This is a genomic window from Actinomadura pelletieri DSM 43383, assembly GCF_003634705.1.
Lineage (GTDB): Bacteria > Actinomycetota > Actinomycetes > Streptosporangiales > Streptosporangiaceae > Spirillospora > Spirillospora pelletieri.
The window spans coordinates 481,816-502,237 of sequence record NZ_RBWU01000008.1 but is presented as its reverse complement, the minus strand read 5'-3'; the positions used below and the strand labels follow the sequence as shown (position 1 = coordinate 502,237).

Here is a 20,422-nt window from a genome sequence, read left to right as displayed (position 1 = left end):
GTCCCGTCTCGACCGCATTGAAGCGCCCCGAACAGGGCACGGTTCCTCTCGGACGGGGCCCGATGCGGGACGGCGCCGCGCCCTGCAAGACTGTCGGGACAACGCGACCGGGAGGTGACGATGAGGGCCAATCCGCGGCGCAGCAAGGGCCGTCGGCGCAAAAAGGACCCCGCGCCGCCCCCCGCATCCCAACCGGCCGTGGAGCCGGCACAACCCTCCTACCAGCCACCTGCGGCAACTCAACCGCCGGGCCCCAAACAACCCCCCGCCCCCAAGCAACCGCCGGACTCCAAACAACCCCCCGGCTCCATGCCGCCACCCGGTCCCGTGCAGCCACCCAAGCGCGTGCCACCACCCGGGGCCGTGCCCCCTCCCGGCCCGGCCCGCCGACCGGTGACACCGACGGCCGTCCTCCCCACGGCCCCACCCCCGGGAACCAAGACCACCGACCCGACCTCGACCACACATCCCATGGCGCCTTCCTCCACGGCCGCCGAGGAGGCTGCGCGGCGGCGTGAGCGGTTGGCGGAGCGGCGGCGCGCGGCGGCGGAGGCGAAACGGAACCGGGCGGCGCTCCGGGAGCGGCGGCCCCGCCCCTACGGCGCGGCCGTGCCGCCCGCCAGGGCCGCCGACCAGCACCGTTCGGCCCTGCTGGTCATGGTGTTGACGCTGGGACTGCTGATCGCGACCGTCGCGGTGACCGGCGCGTTGATCGCCTCGTCGATGCGAACACGACCGGTGACGCTGGCGGCGCCGCTCCAGATCTATCCCGTCACCCAGGCGACACCGGGCCAGTGCCCGACCGGGACGCGGGGCATCACCGGCCAGTTCGGCGCGGCACCGATGTGCTACCGGCTGGCGCAGGGCATCGCGATCCACAAGGTCGCGGACATGCGCGTCCAGAAGTCACGGGTGCGTCCGGGCGGCTACGACGTCGCGGTCACCCTCAGAACGGTCGACCGCGCCGCCTTCGCCGACCTGACCCGCGCCACGGTCGGCCGCGACCTCGCCTTCGTCGTCCGGAACCGTCTCATCACCCTCCCCCGCGTCGACATGGCGATCACCGACGGCAAGATCGTCGTAACCGGCCCCCCCGACCGAACATCCGCCAACCGCCTCATCCGCGCCCTCAAAGGCCGCTGACCGCCCCCTGCGAGCCAGACCACCACGCACAGGCCAGCACCCCGAACTCGACCACAGCCACAAAAGAGGGAATCGGTCGATTTCCTGGCTGCTGTCATGATCTCATGGCCCTAATTCACGCGGCGGATCTGCGGCGACGGCTCGGCGGAGACCACCTCGTCTCCCCGATCGACGCCATTCCCGACGTGATCCCCGTCGCCGGGATCGTGGACGACACGGGTCTGGCGCTGTGGATGCTCGCGGTCCTCGTCAAGTCCGCGGGCGACTTCGTCGCCTGGGAGCGTGGTGGACGCCCGACGGTCCTCGTCGGCGAACCGAGTCTGGGTCAGCGGTCGCCCGGTGAGCCGTCCCACGACGTGGTCATCACGGAGTTGCGCGCGACGACAATTGCCGGACTGCTTGAAAAACTGGCCGCTCGGCTCTCTCCGGGGCCGCCGTTCGGTCCCGGTCAGAACGGCGAGGAAATGGCGCGGATCGCCGCGGATCTCGCGAAGGAACTGCGCGACCAGACCTTCCTCGGCCAGTGAGGGAGCCTGACCCGGGACGTCCGCTCGGAGGCAGCCGGTGCTCAAGCCGCCCCCGAGCGCATGGACCTCGACCTCGGCTCAGTCGGCGCCAAGAAAGTCCTCGGCTTGACGGCGCAGGGACGCGGGCGCGGACGACCAGGCTGGGGTTCGCATCACCTCGCGCAGCTTGACCTCTTTGACTTCGCGGGGAGCGTCCCTGCGCAGGCCGACGTGCTGCCACAGCTGGTCCAGGTGGTCGTACGGAAGGTCCCAGGCGACCCCGATGCCGATGCGCTCAGAAGCACCGGAGACCGGCGTCACGACGTGGACTTCGTCGGCGGTCGCGGCGGGGGTGATCTCGATGAGACTGAGGCCGAGCCTTTCGACAGCCTCGCGCAGCAGCACTCGATGGCCGTCGACGGTTTCGGCCGGAGGCGGTTCCCCGTCGAAGAACAGTGCGAGCACCCAGCCGTCTTCCCCCGTACGGGCCAGGTCCAGAACTAGACGGCTGCCGGCGTCGTCGGTGTAGGAGCGATGCGCGATGCTTCTCCGTGCTCCCGGCCCCTCGGTACGGGGAACCTCTTCAAGCCGGAGCATGTCAAGTAACCGCCGGAGCTGTTCCGTCGTCAGTTCTCCTTGAGAGAGGACACGGAGTGCGGGCAAGAGCATGGGAGAACACTTCCTTCGTTGGTTGGGCTTCCGTTCCCTTGTGCCACCACGCTCGCCGCTGGAGCGGGTGCGGGCGGCCTACGATAATTCTCGCGGGTCGACACATCACGTGCGGGCGTTTGTTCAACTTCAGAGACCTGGGCGGTTACCGAGCGGCGGATGCCCGCATCCTGCCACGAGCTGACCATCGCCTCCGGGCGGTTCCGTGTGGGACGGGTCAGAGTGGGCGTTGGTCGCCGTGGTCGACGGGCGTGGGGCGGGTGATGGGGCCGCCGCGTAGGGGGAGTTCCTTCATGGCGAGGACGGCGAGGAAGCCAATGATCGCGATGGGGATTCCGGTCAGGAAGACGGTTTCCAGGGAGCTGGTGAAGGCGTCCCGGACGATGGCCTTGACGGTTTCGGGGAGTTGTTGGATTTCGGCCGGGGAGCCGCGTAGGGCGTCGTCGGAGGAGGCGGAGATTCCGGCGGCGCGGAAGCCGGAGGCGATTTCCGCGGTGACTCGGTTGGTGAGGATCGCTCCAAAGGCGGCGACGCCCATCGTGCCGCCGAGGTTGCGGAAGAACGAGACGCCCGATGTCGTGGACGCCAGGTCGGCGGTGGCGGCGGCGTTCTGGGCGGCGAGGATGAGGATCTGCAGGGTCAGGCCCATGCCGATGCCGAGGACGGCGAGGTCCACGCCGATGAGCGTGTTCGAGGAGTCGGTGTGCAGCCGTGACAGGAGGAACATCGCGATGGCGACGCAGAACGTCCCGACCACCGGGAAGATCTTGTAGCGGCCGGTCCGGGTGACGATCTGGCCGGAGCCGGTGGCGGTGATGAGCATGCCGATGACCAGCGGCAGCGTCATCAGTCCTGAGGCCGTGGGGCTCATGCCCTTGACGATCTGGAGGTACTGCGGGACGTAGATCAGCACGCCGAACATCGCCGTGCCGATGCAGATGGAGCCGAGGGAGGCGAGCACGAACGTTCGGTTGCGGAACAGCCAGGGCGGCAGGATCGGGTCGCGGGCGCCGCGTTCGGCGACGATCGCGAGCAGGAGGAGCGCGACGGTGACGCCGACCAGCGTGTACGTCCAGGCGGAGTGCCACGGGAACTGCTTGCCGCCCATGGACAGCAGCAGCATCAGGACGGCGGCGCCGCCGGTGATCGTGACGGCGCCGAAGACGTCGATGCGGGTGTCGCGGCGCACTCTCGGCAGCGTCAGGACGCGTTGGATGACGAAGAACGCGATGACGGCGAGCGGCACGCAGACGTAGAAGCACCAGCGCCAGCCGAGCGCGTCGGCGTCCACGATGAAGCCGCCGACCAGGGGGCCGGCGACGGTCGCGACGCCGAAGACGGCGCCGATGAAGCCCGCGTAGCGGCCACGCTGGCGGGGCTCGACCACGTCCCCGAGGATCACCTGGGAGAGCGCGGACAGACCGCCCGCGCCGAGGCCCTGGCCCGCGCGGGCCGCGATGAGCTGGCCGATGTTCTGGGACAGTCCCGCGCCGATCGAGGTGACCACGAAGAGCAGCAGGGCGGTCTGGAACATCAGTTTGCGGCCCGCGATGTCCGACAGCTTCCCCCACAGCGGGGTGGACGCGGTCATGGTCAGCAGGGACGCGCTCGCCACCCAGGACAGCCGGTCCTGGCCGCCGAGGTCACCGACGATCGTGGGCAGCGCCGTCGCGATGACCGAGTTGGACAGCATCGCGGTCAGCATCGCCATCATCAGGCCGGCGAGGATCTTCAGGATCTGGCGGTTCGTGTACTGCGGTGTACTCGAGACCGGGTCGTGCGACACCACGCTCGCCTGAGCCACCCTGCCCCCATGGTTACCTGTGCTTTGCATGTATATTATGTAGTCGCTTGTTTACTTTGCAAGCCGGTCGGGCTGGACACCGAGGCTGACCGGTCGTCAGGATGTGACGATGCAGGTCAAGGACGAGACCGAGCGGATCAGGCCGAAGCGCGACCGGGAGGCGACCCGGCGGCGCATTTTGGCCGCGGCGCGTGACCTGTTCGGCGAGCACGGCTATGACGGCGTCACCGTCCGCATGATCGCGGCGCGGGCCGAGGCGAACATGGCGCTGGTCAACCGGTACTTCGGTTCCAAGGCGGCGCTGTTCGGCGAGGTCCTCGCCGGGGAGTCGACGTTGCGCGAGGTCGTCGCCGGCGATCCGGACGGTCTGCCCCGCCGGCTCGCCGAGCACTTCGTCCGGCAGACCGACCAGCGGTGCGGCACCCCCATCTCGCGGATGCTGGACCGGTCGGCCGGGCAACCCGAGGTCACGGAGATCCTGCTCCACCATCTGGAGGACGTCTTCATCGGGCCGCTGGTCGCGCAACTGGACGGCCCGGACGCCCGCGCCCGCGCGCTCCTGGCGGGCACGATCCTCATGGGCGTCGGCTCGGTCCGCCGCGTCCTCGGCCTTGACGATCTGCGCGCCGCCGACCCGGCGGAGCTCACCGACCGGCTCACCGCCATGTTCACCGCCGCGCTCGCCGCGCCCGTCGACCGCTAGACCTTCGGCTCCCCTCCATGACCCGGCACCCGGGTGACCCAGCAAAGGAACGCATCGTGACGGAGGATCTGCACTGGCTGTCGGCGGTCGAGGCCGTCCGGCGGCTGCGCGACGGTGATCTGAAGCTCGCCGAGTACGTCGAGGCGCTCATCGAGCGAACCGAACGGCTGGCCCATCTGAACACCTACATCACCCACGAACCCGACCTCGTCCGGCGACAGCTGACGGACCGGCCCGGCCCCCTGTACGGGTTGCCGTTCGCGCTCAAGGACATCGTCAACACCGCCGACCTGCCCACCACCGCCGCCACCCCCGCCCTCCGCACCTGGCGGCCCCGGCGCGACGCGCCCATCACCCGGGCGTTGCGGGACGCGGGCGGCACGCTCATGGGCAAGCAGGCACTCGGTGAGCTGTCCTTCGGGATGACCGGCAACAATCCCGCCTACGGGATCGTTCGCAACCCCTACGGTGACGACCACATTCCCGGTGGTAGCAGCGGCGGCACCGCGGCCGCCGTCGCCGCCGGGCTCGTTCCCGCCGCCATCGGCGCCGACACCGGCGGGTCCTGCCGCATCCCCGCCGCTCTGTGCGGTTGTGTCGGCTTCCGTCCCACCCATGGACGCTATGACGGGCGCGGCGTCATCCCGATCTCCTCTACTCGCGACACCCTCGGCCCGCTCGCTCGATCGGTGGCGGACGTCCGGCTCATCGACGCCGTCTGCGCACCCGATACCGCTGATCCCGAGGTGACCGTTGGGCTGGACGGTCTGCGGCTCGGGGTGCCGCGCGGGTTCTTCTACGAGGATCTGGACGCCGATGTCGCTGCGGCCACCGAGAACGCCCTGTCGGTGCTCGCCGCACGGGGTGCGGTGCTGGTGGAGCAGGACCTTCCTGACCTGGAGCAACTGAACGAACTGGTCGACCTTCCGGTGGTGCTGTACGAGGTGGGACGTGAGTTGTCGGCCTACCTGTATCAGCACGGCGTGCCGTTGACGTTGCGGGAGTTGGTCGACCAGGTCGCCATCCCCCGGGTCAAGGAGACACTCGAATCGATCCTGGACAAGGACTGGGTGTCGGCCGCCGAGTACCGGGAGGCCCTCACCGTGCACCGTCCGGCACTTCGCGCGGCCTATGCCCGCTACTTCGCCGAGCACGAAGTGAGCGCCCTGGTGGTGCCGACGACTCCGCTGCCCGCGCGCCCGCACCGTCCCGTCGGGGAGGACAGGACGGTCGAACTCAACGGCAGGCCGGTGGACACCTTCCTCACCTACATCCGGAACACGAACGCGGCGAGCAGCGCGGGACTGCCGTGCCTGTCGATCCCGTCGGGGCTGTCGCGCGACGGGCTGCCGATCGGGCTGGAGATCGTGGGTCCGGACTCGTCCGATGCGCGGCTGCTGGCCATCGGTGAGGCGATCGAGGCAGTTCTGCCTCCGCTGCCGCGACCGCGGCTCTGACCGACCGCCGGTGTTCGACGGCGGCGGCATGGCGGACCGGGACCGGGAGGGAGGATCCCGGCCCGCCATCGCTGCCGCCCGCCGGCGACGGGGCCTGCGGCCAACTGCGCCCCCGCGTCAGTCGGGCCCCACGGGAAGTGGCCCACCGTTCGCCATACCGAGAATTCGGGTCATGCCCCCGGTACAGGAACGAAGCTAGCCGGGGGTGCCTTACCGATCGCTAACCGGAAAGAAGGCTTCCTGTTAGCCGATCATGTCTCCGGACGTCAGCCGTTCTTCGACGGAGGAGTGACCCGCGTCGTCGTCGATCCGGGCGAACAGTTCACGTGCCTCCGTCCAGCTGGTCCGGGCCGCCTCGTGGTCGCCCGCGGCGGCCTGCGCGTCGCCGAGGGTGCGCAGGGTCCGGGCGAGGAACGGGATCCACCCGCGGGTGCGCCAGACCTTGACCGCGCGTTCGAGGTACTCGACGGCCGCCGGTACGTCGCCCTCCGCCAGGTTCAGCTCGCCGAGCACGCTCAACGCGTCGGCGAGATGGTGGCGGAAGTTGCCCGCCTGGCTGTAGGTGAGCGCCAGGTCCAGGGTCGACCGGGCCCTGCCGTCCCCGGTCGCGATGAACAGCCTGGCGAGGTAGAGCAGGGAGAACGTCTCCAGGTAGCGGTCGCCGAGGTTGCGCGCCATCATGATCGACTCGTCCAGCAGCTCCTTGCCGCCGACGAGGTCACCGCACAGGGCGCGGGCCGCGCCGAGGAACTGCACGACCGTCGCGGTCTGCCGCGGGTTGCCGAGATCAGCCACGATCCCCCGCGCCTGCTCCAGGCATTTCAGGGCGTCGTGCGGGTTGCCCTCGCCGTAGGCGACGGCCATGACGTGCAGGGCCCGTACCTGTCCCCCGGGGTAGTCCGCCTCGCGCGCGACGCGCAGGGAGCGCTCCGCCATGGCCAGCGCGTCGGCCTGCTCGCCCGCGGCGACCTGCGCCCACACCATCGCCACCATCGCGTCGGCGATCCCGACCGGATCGTTCTGCTCGGTGAACAGGTCGAGGAGCAGGACGGCGAGCCTGCGCATACGGCCCATCGCCGGGGCGGACCCGGTGTTGGACGACCAGGTGGTGACCTCGAGCAGCCCGCGCAGAACCACGGCCGCGCCGCGCTTGTTGTTCGTCTCCCGGCACAGTTTCAGCGCCGCCTTGTGGATATGGCGCCAGTCGTCGTACAGGCCGCGGACATCGCAGTACTTCTCCATGGACGTCGCCAGGTCCCACGCGTACTCCGTCAGCCGCAGCTCGCATGCCTGACCGATTTCGGCGACCAGCGCGGCCCGTTCGGCGTCGAACCACTTCATCGGGTCCGCGAGCAGCCGTGACGTGACGGCGCCCGGCGGGGACCAACGCGGCGCGGGGCCGTGGATCGCGGCGTAGCAGGGCCCGGGGACGTGCTCGGCGGCCTCCTCGGCGAGGGCCAGCCAGCCGCCGAGGGCCCGCCGCAGCGCCGCCGCGCGCTGCGGCGCGGGGTCGTCGCGTTCGGCGAGTTCACGCGCGTACAGGCGGAGCAGATCGTGCAACCGGTACCTGAGCTGCCCGGTCGCGTCCGTACCGGTGACGCCCACCAGGTGCGCGTCGATCAGCGTCTCCAGATGCGCCTGCGCCTCGTGCATGGGACCGTCGAGCAGCGCGGCGACCGTCCAGCACGCGAAGTCGGGGGCGTCGAGCAGCCCCATCAGCCGGAACGCGCGCCGGGTCTCCACGGGCAGCAGCCGGTAGCTCATCTCGAACCCGGCCCGCACCTCCAGGTCACCGGCGACCAGCTCGTCGAGGCGGCCGCGCTCCTCCCGCAGGATCTCCGCGAAGCGCGACAGCGTCCAGTGGCCGCGGCCGAGCAGCCGGGCCGCCGCGATGCGCACCGCCAGCGGCACCTGACCGCACAGCCGGGCGATCTCCACCGCGGCCTCCGGTTCGGCCGCGACGCGCTGCTCGCCGATGATGTTGGTGATCAGCTGGACGGCCTGCGCGGACGGCAGCACATCGAGGGTGAGCGGTTTGGCCCCCTCCAGCCCGATGAGGGCGTTGCGGCTGGTGATGAGCACGGCCGCGTCCGCGGTGCCGGGCAGCAGCGGGCGCACCTGACGTTCGTCGGCGGCGTTGTCGAGGACGACGAGGACCTTGTTCCCGGCGAGTCGGCTGCGGTATAGCGCGACCCGTTCGTCCAGGGACGCCGGAATGCCCACACCGGACATGCCGAGCGTGCGCAGGAACCGGCCGAGCAGCTCCTCCGGGTCGGCGGGGGTCGCCGAGTCGCCGTGCAGGTTCGCGTACAGCTGACCGTCGGGGAAGAAGTTCGCGACCTGGTGGGCGACGTGCACGGCCATCGTGGTCTTGCCGACCCCGCCCATGCCCGCGACGGTGGCGACGGCGACGGTCCGGTGCGGGGGTGTGCCGCCGCCTCCGATGAGGATCTCGGCCAGCTCCACCACCTCGGTGCTCCGGCCGGTGAAGTCGGGAATGTCGGGTGGAAGTTGGGCGGGTGGCGGCACCGGAACCGGGGGCCCGGGATCGGCTTCCGCCTCCTCGACCGTGCGGTTGGCGGACAGGACCCGCAGGTGCGCGCGCTGGACGTCCTCGCTCGGTTCGACGCCGAGTTCGGCGGACAGATGTTCGCTGAGCCTGCGGTAGGTCTGCAGGGCCTCCGCCGGACGTCCACTCGCCGTCAGCAGGTCGATGAGCACGGCGTGCAGCGGCTCGTCGAACGGGAGTTCCGCGCTCAGCGCCCCCACCGCGGGGACCGCGCCCTCCGGGGTGCCCGCCTCCATGGCCGCGGTGGCGAAGTCCATGGCGGTCTGCCGGATCTCCTCCTCGATGCCGCGGACGAGCGCGTCCTCCCGGTCGATCCGCGACAGACCCGCCAGGATCGGCCCCCGACGCTCCTTGAACGCCGACGACAGCGCCCGGTACCGGCGGTCCGGCTCGGTCAGGCCGCGGGCCTCCTCGGCGAGCGAAAGGAACCGGCCGATGTCGGACCTGTCCGCCGCGCAGTGCAGGAGGTAGCCGTCCTGGTAGCGGATCTCGATCCGGCAGGTCCGGCCCGAGTCGAGCCTGGTCAGCCACTTGCGCAGCCGTGACACACCGACATGGACGGACTCGCGGCTCGTCTCGCCCGCGCGGTCCGTCCAGACCAGCTCGGCGAGCCGGCCGGTCGTCAACGGCTCGCCCCGGGCCAGAAGCAGCACCCCGAGCAACCCCTGCAGAACGGGCGAACGCGGCGGCGCGACGGCGACCCCACCGACGCTGACCCCCAGCGGCCCGAGGACCCGGAAGAACACACCTTCCGTTGTCATGTCTTCCACACCCCCGTCGAACACGCTCAGACGTCCCTCATTACAAGCCCTTCATGGAACCGATCTGATCGGCTGTACCAACAGGCCGCCCAGGACGGCCACGACGGCCGCCAAGAGGAACAGCGCGGCGTAACCGCCGATGTCGACGCTGCCCGCGGCGACGACCGGCGCGATCGCGACCGCACTGCTCCCCGCCATGTTCATCAGTCCGAGGTTCCTGCCCCGGTCGTCGTCGCTGCGCAGGAGTTGCGTGGCGAGCGCCTGGTCGACGGCGAGGTAGGCCCCGTATCCGCCGCCGAGCGCGGCGGCCGCGACGACGGCCACCGTCCAGGTCGACACCAGCGCCATCGCCGTCAGGCCCGCGGCCATGAGTAACCCGGCGAAGATCACGAACACCTTGCGCCGGCCGACCCGGTCGGACGCCCGTCCGACCAGAAGGCCGACCACGACGATTCCGGCGGTGAACATCAGACTGAGCACCGCCACCCCCTGTGCCGGATCGCCCACCTTGATCTCGTCACGGAGGAAATACAGCAGATACACCGTGGCCAGCGACGTGGCGAACTGCGCCGCGAACCGGCCCGCGCAGGCCCAGCCGAAGTCGGGGCCGAGGGACGCCAGCCGTGGTGCCCTCGTCCGCGACGTCCTGACCGGCCCCGGGACGTCCCGTCCGATCAGGGCGTACGGCACCGCGAGTACCGCGACCAAGGCGCAGACCAGCAGATAGCCGACCCGGACCGACACACCGGACACCAGCAAGGTCCCGACGACGAGCCCGACCGGCTGCGCGAACCCGACGACGGCGAACACCGTCCCGCGCCGGTCGACCGGGACCCGGTCCGAGACCACGGCGAACAGTGCCGCCGAGATACCGCCCACCCCACCGTGGACGAGCACCCAGCACAGGCCGACGCCGATGATCGACGTCTGCCGGGAAAGGAGAAGAAGAGCGACGGCACATGCCGCGGAACCGCCGATCACCCATGACCGACGTCTTCCGAACCGCCAGGTGGTCCGGTCGGAGAGACCGCCGACGAGGGGCCCGCTCAGCGCCGCCGCCACGGCGCCGACCGTGGTCACCACACCCATCGCCCAGACCTTCCGCCCCGGGGCGATCGCCTCGATCTGGCTGGGCAACAGGACCTGCGCGGACGCGAGAAGCCCGATCCACATTCCCAGGGTGACCGCGAACAGCGCCAGCACCCACCGATAGGGAGGCGGCTCCAAAGTCGGGGGTCTTTTGGGGGGAAACGGCCTTACAGCAAGGGGTTCATCCATTGCGCGTCCACGGATCCCGTACCCTCGGCATGGTGGGCAGGCCTACGTGGCCCACAAGGTAGCACAAATGGGCCCAACCACCCCTTTCCTGACCACCCAAAGTCAAGAGTTGTGGTCATGAGGTCCGAGCGCCCCCATGCCCGGGCTCGTCACCGTTCCCCCAGGCCACCACCCCACCGCCCGGAAACCCGTGCATAAGCACCATTGAGCGCCCTACAGGACATCGGCCACCACCCACATGTCCCATTGACCACGCGCACAGGACCGAAACCGCCGCCTGATGACCGGTTCACTCGACTTCACTCGACTTCACTCGACGCGCGCCGGCCCGCACATCCCGTCCCGGAAGGAAAAAGTCGAGAAGGTATCAATCGGCCCCGCCGCCCCGTTCGTCCAGGGGCGAAGATGCCGGACGCGAACACGCACGCCCCCACCCCACGAGAGCGTGTGATGAAGACCACTCTCACGTACTGCCGGCTGACAGTGTGCCTGGTGCGAGTCCTCGGTGACTTCGTGGCTGCTGGAGGTGGCGCCCTCACTCGTCCACCGGCTCCGCCGCGACATCGTCCGGTTGGAGGGGTGGGTGGAAGCGGGCCAGGTCGCTGGCGAAGGCGACGATCAGGTCTCCCTCGTCGGTCACGTTCAGGGTCTTGGGGCGGCTCGGCAGGAGCAACCGGGGGCAGAGGTCGCGGCCGGTCTCCAGGTCGGTCAGGGTGACGGTGCCGTCAGCGCGTCCTATGAAAGCCGTGGGCCAGGTTCGTACCGCCACCGCCGTGATGTCGGCGGTGCCGCGTAGTTCCGTCCCGAAGCGATCGCCGGACACGGTGAAGACGCGGACGGTTCGCGGGTTGCCGTATTCGTGGTCACGGTGTCCGGTGACGATGTGCGGGCCGACGATGTCGAAGACGACGTCGTCACCGGCCTCCGGGACGATGACCGGGGTCGCCGCCAGATCGTCGAGGGCTTGGACTCTCACGGACCGGCCGCCGCTGGACACCGCCATGACCGGCCTGCCCTCGTCGTCCCCGATGGCGAAGCCAGTGACAAGGGACGACATGCCGGTCATGGTCTCGGCGAGCAGCACGCCATCGGCCGGACGCCATAGCTTGATCATTCTGTCGGGTCCGAGCGTGACCAGGACATCTTCACCTTTCAGGCGCACGCGAGCCATGTGGTGCAGATAGGTGGGATGCGCCTCGGTCTGCGTTCCGTACCGCTTTCCGATGGTCAGGTTCCAGCGGCGTAGGTGACCGTCAGGAACGTAACGGGAGCCCGCTCCCATTCCGGCAAGGACGTCGCGACCATCCGTCCAGGCCGTAACCACGCGCGCGCACTCGACGCCGGTCTCGAGCGGCGGGGAGATCAGTCGTCCGGTCGCCGACCGGCGGGCCAATATCGTGCCGCCCTCGTCGACGCTGACGACGGTATCGGCGGCCAACGAGACGCTGACCACGTGTTGGCCGTGGCCGGGTGGGCGAGTCACCGGCCGCTCCAGGTCCCACAGGACCACCACACCGTCATAGGACGACCCGGTCAGCAGCAGTTCCCGGCCCTGCCAACCGACCGCCTGTGTTATGGAGTGGGCCACCGGCCCGGTCAGCGGCACTTGCCGCTCTTGGGACGTCTCCAGGTCCCACAGGTGCACCCGTTGCGGTGTGGGTACGGCGAGCGTCCCGGAGACAGCGAACAGATCCACCCCGGGCCTCGGCCGGTCCCAAATCTGCATCAACCCGTCCGGCCTGTGGACGGCATGCACAGTGATGGGGCTGCTCAGCTGCGCACCTGTCGCGAAGTCGCAGGCGACAATTCTGTAGGACTCGTCAACGAGCGCGACACGATCGCGGCCGCCCGACGTGAACAGGACGATGTCCTTGACTCGCCTCGACTGCGGCAACTGCGGAGGCAGCGGCAGCCGGATGCCGCGGTCAAGATCCCACAGGGTCATGCCATGGCCCGCCGTCAGCAGGACATGCCGCCCATCGGCAAGGCGGCCACCGCGGATCGTGAACGCGATGGGCACATCCAGTTCGCCGACTCGATCCCCGTCCGGAAGCGACCACAGGTGAACGCGGCCACGCTCGTCTCGTGTCAGCACCTGCACCCGGTCGCCCAACTCCGCGACGTACAGGTCCATCAGACCGTCCTCGCCCGTGTTCACGACCTTTCGCAGCGACGCCTCCGAGACGTCCCAGATTCTCAGGCACCCGTCGGTATGCCCGGAGACGAGCACCGGGCCCTCGGCGGTCATCGCGAAGGCGAGGCACCGGGTGGCCTCGGTGCACGGCAGGTCGCGCGACCGGCCGGAGAGTACGTCCCACAACCGCAGCCGGTACCCCGGGCCGAATCCGCCATCGTCCAGATCACAGGTACCGACCGCCATCAGCGGACGGTTCCCGACCTCGCGCCAGGCGACCGTCTCGACGGGCCCGACGTGCAGCTTGAGGAGAAGCCTCGGATCGAGGTCCGTCCCGCTCGCCCATGCCGCCCGCCAGAGCACGCCACCGGAATTGACGCCTGCCAGGTCATCGGCGGCACCGCGACGAACGGCGTCGAGATAGAGTAGCTGACTCCGATCGACATCGCTCAGCCCGGGTCGCCCTAACGTGCTGTCGCACGCTTCGCTGGAACGCGAAACTGCTGCTCTCACTGACCGTCCAAATTTCTAAGGAGATTCTGGGTAATCATCCCTGGGGTGCCAAGTGCCCGGTCCGGGTTCCGGAAGTCCGTGCCTGGCGAAGGCGGTTCGAGAGATTTCCTCCAGCGATCTGTAGTTTTCCACCTGCTGGGGCCAGTAGTGACCGGACCAATTCTGGAAGAATTCGATCTTCCCCACCTTATTGACATCGAAGACCCCCGCCATGATAACCGACTGATGGTCAGCGAGACTGGCGTGTCCCGCATTCATTCTGCGCAGGTCATCCTCGTGCATCGCGCGAAGCGAGCCGTCTTCTCTGACTATGTAATCGTGCCTGCCGGGGCGCAGCTTTTCTCCTGGCTTGATGCCGGCTCCCGGGGGCAGGTCGGCCTGACGTGTGGGGTCCGGACCCGGGCGGTCGGGGCCGCCGGGCTTGTACACCCAGGAAGGTGGGGTGGGCTGGGCCTTCTCCGCGGTTTCTCGAGGGGTCTTCTTCGCGAGGTTGGCGGCGATGGACTTGATCAGGCGGGGAAGTTTCGCGACGGTTCTGATGCCGCGTAGGCCCACGGCTCCGGGGATGGGGATGCCGATGATGTCGCCGATGATCCTGCCGATTCGGTAGGACTTGGTCTTGGGGTCTCCGCCGATCGGTACGTGGACCTCCGGGGGCGCCGGGGGTTTGCCGGTGGCCGCGCAGGCCGAGCCGTATCCCTTCGAGGCGCAGTGGTTCGTCATCGTGGCGCCGGCCATGGACATGCTGACCTGGCCCGGGAAGGACACGAGGCCGGTGAACTGGTTCACGGCGCCGTCTACGTAGCCGTTGAAGCCGTTGAGCACGGGTCCTACGGGACCCTTCTGGTACCACTTCTTCTTTTTGGTCGGTGGGGGCGCGGGGGATCCGCTGCTGGGTGGAGCGGGGCTGGCGTCGCAGTTCTTGTTGGCGTAGTAGCACTCGGTGTTGCCGGTGAGGGGGCCGTCGGTTCCGGTGGGGTCGGCGCTGGTGGGGACGTTGTTGTCCGCGTACGCATAGCCGTTCCAGCTCTGCGGCCAACTGAAGTCGAATTCGGGGTCGACGGTGGTGAATCGTCCCGTGTTCGGGTCGTATTCTCGGGCGCCTAAATGGGTGAGGGACGTGGTGTCCTTGGTCCCGCCGACGAAGCCCTTGTCCATGCTCGTGGGCCAGGTGCCGGTGGTTCCGCGTTCCTGGCCGAACGGCGTGGTGCGGCGTTGGGCCAGGGTCTGGCCCATGGCGCCGATGGAGAGCAGGCTCGTGCCCTGGTGGTCGGGGGCCAGGAAGGTGACACCGGCGGCGGTTCGGGTGGCGATCGTCTGCCCGGCGTGGGCGTAGTAGCGGGTGGCGGTGGGTCGGGTGGCGCCGGTGGGGAGTTTCACCTCCATGCCGGGCAGGTACAGGGTGACGCCCGTGGCGTCCCGTTTGATCAGGCGCTGCCCGTCCGTGTCGTAGACGAAGCTGTGGTTCTCGTCGGGTTTACCGGTCTGCTGTTGGGTGATGGCGTTGATTTCGCCTTCGGTGTCGTACTCGAAGGTCTGGGTGCGGGTTGTGGTGGTGCCGTTCTCGGTGAAGGTGCGTGTTCGCGCGGTGGTGTTGCCCGTCTTGTCGTAGGCGTAGGTCTCCTTGCCCGCGGCGCCGCTGAAGGGGCTCGCGCCGGTTTGGGCGACCTCGGCGAGTTGGTGGCCGGTGTAGCCGGGGACGTCCCGGGCGTACTTGTAGGAGCGGGTGGTCGTCTGGACGGCTCCGCCGGCGTCCTTGTGGTACTGCTTCTCGTCGGTGCGGCTGCCGTCGGTGGCGTACTTGTACTGGAAGCGGTAGGGGGCCGGGCCGCCGATGGTGGGCTCGGTGTCGCCGGACGGGCACCCGGTTCCGGCCTGCGACCAGGCGTCGGTGAGGCGGCGCATGTGGTCGTAGCGGAAGCACTGGGTGTCCTGGCCTGCGGGCGAGGTGTCGGCGATCTGGCGGATGTTGCCCGCGTCGTCGTAGGAGTAGGTGGAGTCGAGGTCCGGTCGGGCGGTGGCGCCCTCGCGGGTGACCTGCAGCCTGGACGGCCGTTGGGTGACGTCCTGGTACTGGTAGGACAGCCAGGCCTTCTTCTGTCCGGCGGACAGTTCGTACTGGAGCGGCTTGCCGGTCGGTGAGTAGGTGCTGCCCGTGACGTAGCTGGAGAGGTTGCTTCTCAGGGTCGTCGGGCGGGCGAGGTCGTCGTACTCGTGGGTGATGGTCTCGGCGGGCAGGTCGCCGGCGGCGGGGACCGTGCTGGTCTTGAGGGTGCCGTCGGCGTTGAAGGTGCTGGCGTAGGTGAACCGCGTGCCGAGGCCCTCGGCGCCGGGGATGGACACGGTCGTGCTGGTCGGACGGTACAGGTCGTCGTAGCCGCCCACGGTCGTGGTGTAGTCGGAGACGGCTCCGCCGCGGTCCTTGGCCCGACGGGTGTTGGACGTCAACTGGCCCTTGGCGAGGGTGTCGTAGACGTTGCTGGTGAGGACGTTCCCGGCGCCGTCGGTGGTACGGATGACGCGGCCGAGCGGGTCGTAGTGGGTGGAGATCTTCTGACCGCGGGCGTCGATGGTGGCGGTGATCCGGTCCAGTTCGTCGTAGGCGTAGGTGGTGACGCCCTTGTCGGGGTCGTCGGTCTTGATCTTGCGTCCGACCTGGTCGTAGTAGGACGTCCAGGTGGCGGCGGGGTCGCCGGTCGCCTTGCTGTTCACCGGGCCGGTGACCGTCTTGATCTGGCCGCCGGGCGCGTAGGTGTAGCGGGTGACGTCGTAGTCGTCGCCGGTCGGAGAGTCGGCGTGGTAGTGGCGCACCTCGGTCAGCCGGCCGCGCGCGTCGGCGTAGGAGATGCTGGGCGTGCCGCCGGACGGCGGGTCGACGGTGACGCGGCCGCCACCGTAGCCGGTGGTCGTCGCCCACAGTTGCGGGCCGTCGCCGCCGCCGTCGACCAGGGCCTTCTTGGTGACGCGGCCGAGGCCGTCGTAGGTGAACTCGGTCTGGGTCTCGATGTCGGAGGGGGTCGTCGCCGCCCACAGTGAGGGACCGGGGGCGCCGTCGGCGTAGTACGGCTCGTAGACGCGGTGCGGTTTGCCGAGGCTGTTGTACAGCGTCTCGGCGACGAGTTTGTCGCCGCCGGGGCCGTGGACCTGGGTCTGGCGGGGACGCAGCAGCCCGTCGTACAGCGTGTAGGTCGGCGGTCGTTGCTCACCGGCCGCGTTCAGCGTCCTGGTGCCGATCGCGACGATCTTGTTTTCCTGGACCTGGTAGCTGTACTCCACGGTCGGGGTGAAGCGGCTCTTCGGACGGTCGGGAAACCAGACCTTGGTGACGCGTCCCAGGGCGTCGTAGGCGATTTCGGTGCGTTTGCCCGCCGCGTCCGTCTTCGTGAGCGGGCTGCCGTACGCCGGTTCGTAGTCGGTGACCGTGGTGTGCGCGGTGGAGGGGTCGCCCGGGTCGGTGCGCGGGCTGGTCACCCTGGTGCGGCGGGTGAGCCCGTCCTGGTCGGTGTAGGAGGTGGTGATGACCTGGCCCTTGGCGTCGGTCACCGCGGTCGGCCGCCCGAAGTGGTCGTACTCGGTGGAGACGGTCCGCTGGTAGGTGGGCTCGGTGCCGTCGTGCGCGATGAGGCGCTCCACCACGGAGCCGTTGCCGCGCGTCGGCGGGGTGTTCCAGCCGTTGCCGTCGTAGGACGTGCGGACGTCGGAGATCACCTGACCGGGCTGACCGTCCTCCTTGGTCGCGCGGTCCGGGGTGACGGAGCATTTGACGGCGACGGAGTCGACCCGGTTGGGGTAGGTGAGGAGCCAGTCGGACGTGTTGTCCTTGTAGGTCGTGCGGGTGCAGCGGTCGTCGGCGGGGTCGGTGACGTCGCCGAGGTCGTCGCTCATCGTGATCCGGCCCACGGGGACGCTCGTGCCGCCGTCGCCGCCGGTGTCGAAGGTGTTGTCGATGCGGGTCTCGCGCCAGGTGCCGTTGTCCATCGCGGTGAACGAACGGTTGCGCGCGGTTCCGGTGAGGTTGGCGGTGACCGTCCCCCAGTCACGCGTCCGGGACGCGGTCTGGTGCCGCCACGGCGTGTCGACCGCCTTGCTGACCACGGCGCCGCTCGGCCCGTTGTAGTTGACCGTGCGGTACTTGTACCCGGCCCACGCGTTGTGGTCGACGATCGTGCCGCCCTCACCGTCGGGGACGGTGACGTTCTTGGTGCCGCCGTCGGGTCCGGCGCGGTCGCCGTCCATACCGCGCAGGTAGAAGGAGTCGGTGCGCGTGGACGGATTGTCCGGGCTGCCGCTGGTGACCCGCACCTGCCCGTAGCCGCGCCACTGTGACCAGGTCTTGTTCTTCTCCCTGGTGAGGCCGTCGTCATCGTCGAAGTGCCAGGCGGCGCCGCCGAGGTACTCGTAGCGCGTCGCCGTGTCGGGGGCGCGGCCGGTGCGGTCTCTCTGCACCACGCCGGTGACGACGTAGGTGTTGAACCAGTCGGTGAGCGGTTCGGTTCTGTCCGGGAGATGCCACTTCAGCGGATAGCAGCGTCTGGTGTTGCTCTCCGGCTTCGGCAGCGACGTCCGGGCGCAGTCCTGCCCCGAGTAGGTGATGTTCAGTTCCCCGCCGGACTCGTCGAAGATCTTGTCGACGCGGTAGCGGGTGTAGGAGGGCAGCCCGTCCCCGGCCTGGTCCACCCGGTTCGCCCTGGCCACATGGGTGAAGGTGACCTTGGGCAGTGTGATGTCGTCGTCCGCGGTCGGGCCCGCCTTGCCGGTGTGCTGGATCTCCTTGAGGAGAAGGTCGCGTTCGTCGGTGACGGCGCCCCAGCGGTGGTCCAGCGTCCAGGAGTCGATGGGCCGATAGCCCCAGCCCGACCCGCGGTTGTACTCGGTGGTGATCTTCTTGAGGCGGTAGCGGGACCAGAAGGTGGGTGAGGTGGAGCCGTGGCCGTCCTCGCACCGGGTTCCGGCGTCGCAGTTCATGTCCCACGGGACGTCCCGCCACTGCTCCGGATTGGTCTTGATCTTGGCGGGGGCGCAGTCGAAGGAGTCGGTGGGGATGCAGCGCTCGGCCTTGTCGAACATGATGCGGGCGGGGGGTGCGCCGGCGAAGACGTTGTCGCCGCGCAGCCCGTACTCGATGGTCTTGAGGTAGCCGCCGCGGGTGTAGGGGGTGGCGTCGGCCGGTTTGAGGTTGCGGCCGTAGTGGTTGATCTCCTTGTCGTACAGGTAGATCGCCGCGTTGTCGTCGGGGTCGACGACCATGTCGAGGTTCCAGCGCCAGGCCTGCTGGCACCAGGAGTCGGCGAACCCCGACGCCTTGTGACACGGCTCCCCCGCGTCGTCGCCGAAGACGGGGACGGTCCAGGCCGAGTTGCTCTCGGGTCCGCCCGAGCCGAATCCGGGGAGGCGGTTGAGGCCGAAGTAGTAGCGGGTGCCGTCGGTCGTGGTGACCTTCCAGTACTCACCCTCGTGGTCACCATTGCCGGTCTCGGTCGAGGTGAGTTTCTCGAACCGGGTGCCGTCGTCGTTCTTCAACCGCCAGGTGTTGTTGGCGGCCTTGACCAGCTCGCCGCCCTTGCCGTTCCAGGTGATGGTCGCGTTCTCGTAGCCCCAGCACAGGTCACCGGGTGACTTTCCCTGACCGTCCTTGGGCGCGCCATCATCGGCGCACGCTTTGTAGCGCTGCTCGATGAAACCGGGCCAGTAGTCGAATCCCTCACCCGCCCAGGACGGCTGGCTGTTGGTGTTCACGGTGCGGCCGTCAACACTTTGCGATGAGTAGTTGAGACCGATCTCCGGTTCGAGTCCCCCCGGAACCGGAACCACTCTCATGGGATAGGACCAGGTGAAATCACCGGTGTTCCCAGAAGTTCCCCAGGTGGCGGACGGCGTCAGCTTGGTGGCCGAATAGTCGCCCTGTGGGCCTTCCGGTGCCGCGACCGCGGCGAGCATCGCCGGGCCGTTCTGCGCGTTCGTGTTCACGTCCGCGGTGAGAGTCTGCGTCTCGCCGTTGTTGACGGTGGGGATCGGCGTCGCGGCCCGGCATTCGGCCTTCGCGGGGGCCGACAGGACGCAGGCGGGCAACTGGACGAGACGCAGCCGCGTGCCGTAGGAGCCGCCGAACGCCTGCGCGAACGCCGCGTAGTCGACGCGGACGCCGACCCGTCCCGAGGCGCCCTGACCGGCCGGGGCCAGGGTGAACATCAAGCCTTCGACCCCGGAACGCCGGGCCGTCGCGCGGTCCAGTACGGCCACTTTGACCTGGCCCTTCAACGCCGGACCCGCCTGCGCGCCACCGGGACCCGGCGCCGCCAACGCGACCGGCAGACCCTTCGCCCGGACCAGGCCCTGCGACGTCCCGGAACGCTCGGCCTGGCGACCCGACGCCTCAAGCTCGGCCGTTCCCGGCTTCGGCCACGCCGCCCGGGTCGCGGGTTCCGATCGCGTGGCGGGGTCCTGGGCGCGGGGACGGACCTTCAGGTTCTTACCGTCGACCCTGCGCTCGCCGTCGGCGACCTTCGGTCGTCCGGCAAGCGGTAGACCGGCCTGCGCGGCGGGGGCGGTGGCCAGTCCCGCCGTCAGCGTGACCGCCAGCCCCGCGGCCACGATTCGCAGTGGACGTCCCGATCGCAGTAATCGCCGCCTGCCCATCACGTCACCAGACCTTCCGCAACGAAGGGGGACGACGCCCACGGGACGCCGACCATCAACCGCAATCGACGATGCGGTCACGGGCAGAGGGCATCAATATTCGCGTTCCATCACCGTGCGTGTTCGGAGGCAGAACCGCAGGTCGGCGACAAGGTCAAGTCCGAGTTCGGACAGCATGACAACCCGATGTCAGCCAAAAGCGTCCGCGCGCGCCGAAGACAAGCGTATCCCTTGTCAACAAATGAGATG

10 protein-coding genes are annotated in these 20,422 nt (G+C 69.3%); 4 read left to right on the top strand and 6 right to left on the bottom strand.

Annotated features, from left to right (window positions below; translation table 11 throughout):
• Positions 1–471 precede the first annotated feature (471 nt).
• Complete coding sequence (locus tag BZB76_RS32925) at positions 472–1,143, top strand: SecDF P1 head subdomain-containing protein (RefSeq protein ID WP_147449646.1); 672 nt, start codon at positions 472–474, stop codon at positions 1,141–1,143.
• Positions 1,144–1,247: 104 nt separating this feature from the next.
• Positions 1,248–1,670 carry a YkvA family protein gene (locus BZB76_RS36230; RefSeq protein WP_246007354.1) on the top strand — a complete coding sequence of 141 codons (423 nt, stop codon included), beginning with the start codon at positions 1,248–1,250 and terminating at the stop codon, positions 1,668–1,670.
• A 78-nt stretch (positions 1,671–1,748) separates the two neighbouring features.
• Here the strand turns inward: BZB76_RS36230 and BZB76_RS35595 are convergent, their stop codons facing one another.
• Both BZB76_RS35595 and BZB76_RS32905 read right to left on the bottom strand, forming a co-directional pair.
• On the bottom strand, positions 1,749–2,246 hold the full coding sequence (locus BZB76_RS35595) for a hypothetical protein (protein ID WP_246007353.1): 498 nt from the start codon (positions 2,244–2,246) through the stop codon (positions 1,749–1,751).
• A gap of 289 nt (positions 2,247–2,535) precedes the next feature.
• Complete coding sequence (locus BZB76_RS32905; protein WP_246007352.1) at positions 2,536–4,122, bottom strand: MDR family MFS transporter; 1,587 nt, start codon at positions 4,120–4,122, stop codon at positions 2,536–2,538.
• A 109-nt stretch (positions 4,123–4,231) separates the two neighbouring features.
• Between BZB76_RS32905 and BZB76_RS32900 the strand changes: the two genes are divergently transcribed.
• Positions 4,232–4,825 carry a TetR/AcrR family transcriptional regulator gene (locus tag BZB76_RS32900; protein WP_121438322.1) on the top strand — a complete coding sequence of 198 codons (594 nt, stop codon included), beginning with the start codon at positions 4,232–4,234 and terminating at the stop codon, positions 4,823–4,825.
• A gap of 56 nt (positions 4,826–4,881) precedes the next feature.
• Entirely contained in the window at positions 4,882–6,282 is a 1,401-nt protein-coding gene (gene iaaH / locus BZB76_RS32895; RefSeq protein ID WP_170180879.1) for an indoleacetamide hydrolase, read from the top strand.
• A gap of 243 nt (positions 6,283–6,525) precedes the next feature.
• Here the strand turns inward: iaaH and BZB76_RS32890 are convergent, their stop codons facing one another.
• The 4 genes from BZB76_RS32890 to BZB76_RS32875 form a co-directional block, all read right to left on the bottom strand.
• Positions 6,526–9,612, bottom strand: coding sequence for an AfsR/SARP family transcriptional regulator (locus BZB76_RS32890; RefSeq protein WP_147449645.1), 3,087 nt, complete (start codon positions 9,610–9,612; stop codon positions 6,526–6,528).
• Positions 9,613–9,663: 51 nt separating this feature from the next.
• Entirely contained in the window at positions 9,664–10,839 is a 1,176-nt protein-coding gene (locus BZB76_RS32885) for an MFS transporter (protein WP_170180878.1), read from the bottom strand.
• A gap of 586 nt (positions 10,840–11,425) precedes the next feature.
• Positions 11,426–13,387, bottom strand: coding sequence for a WD40 repeat domain-containing protein (locus tag BZB76_RS32880; RefSeq protein WP_121438318.1), 1,962 nt, complete (start codon positions 13,385–13,387; stop codon positions 11,426–11,428).
• 165 nt (positions 13,388–13,552) lie between these two features.
• Positions 13,553–20,128: an RHS repeat-associated core domain-containing protein gene (locus BZB76_RS32875; RefSeq protein ID WP_121438317.1), complete on the bottom strand. Its 6,576-nt coding sequence runs from the start codon at positions 20,126–20,128 to the stop codon at positions 13,553–13,555.
• Positions 20,129–20,422 lie beyond the last annotated feature (294 nt).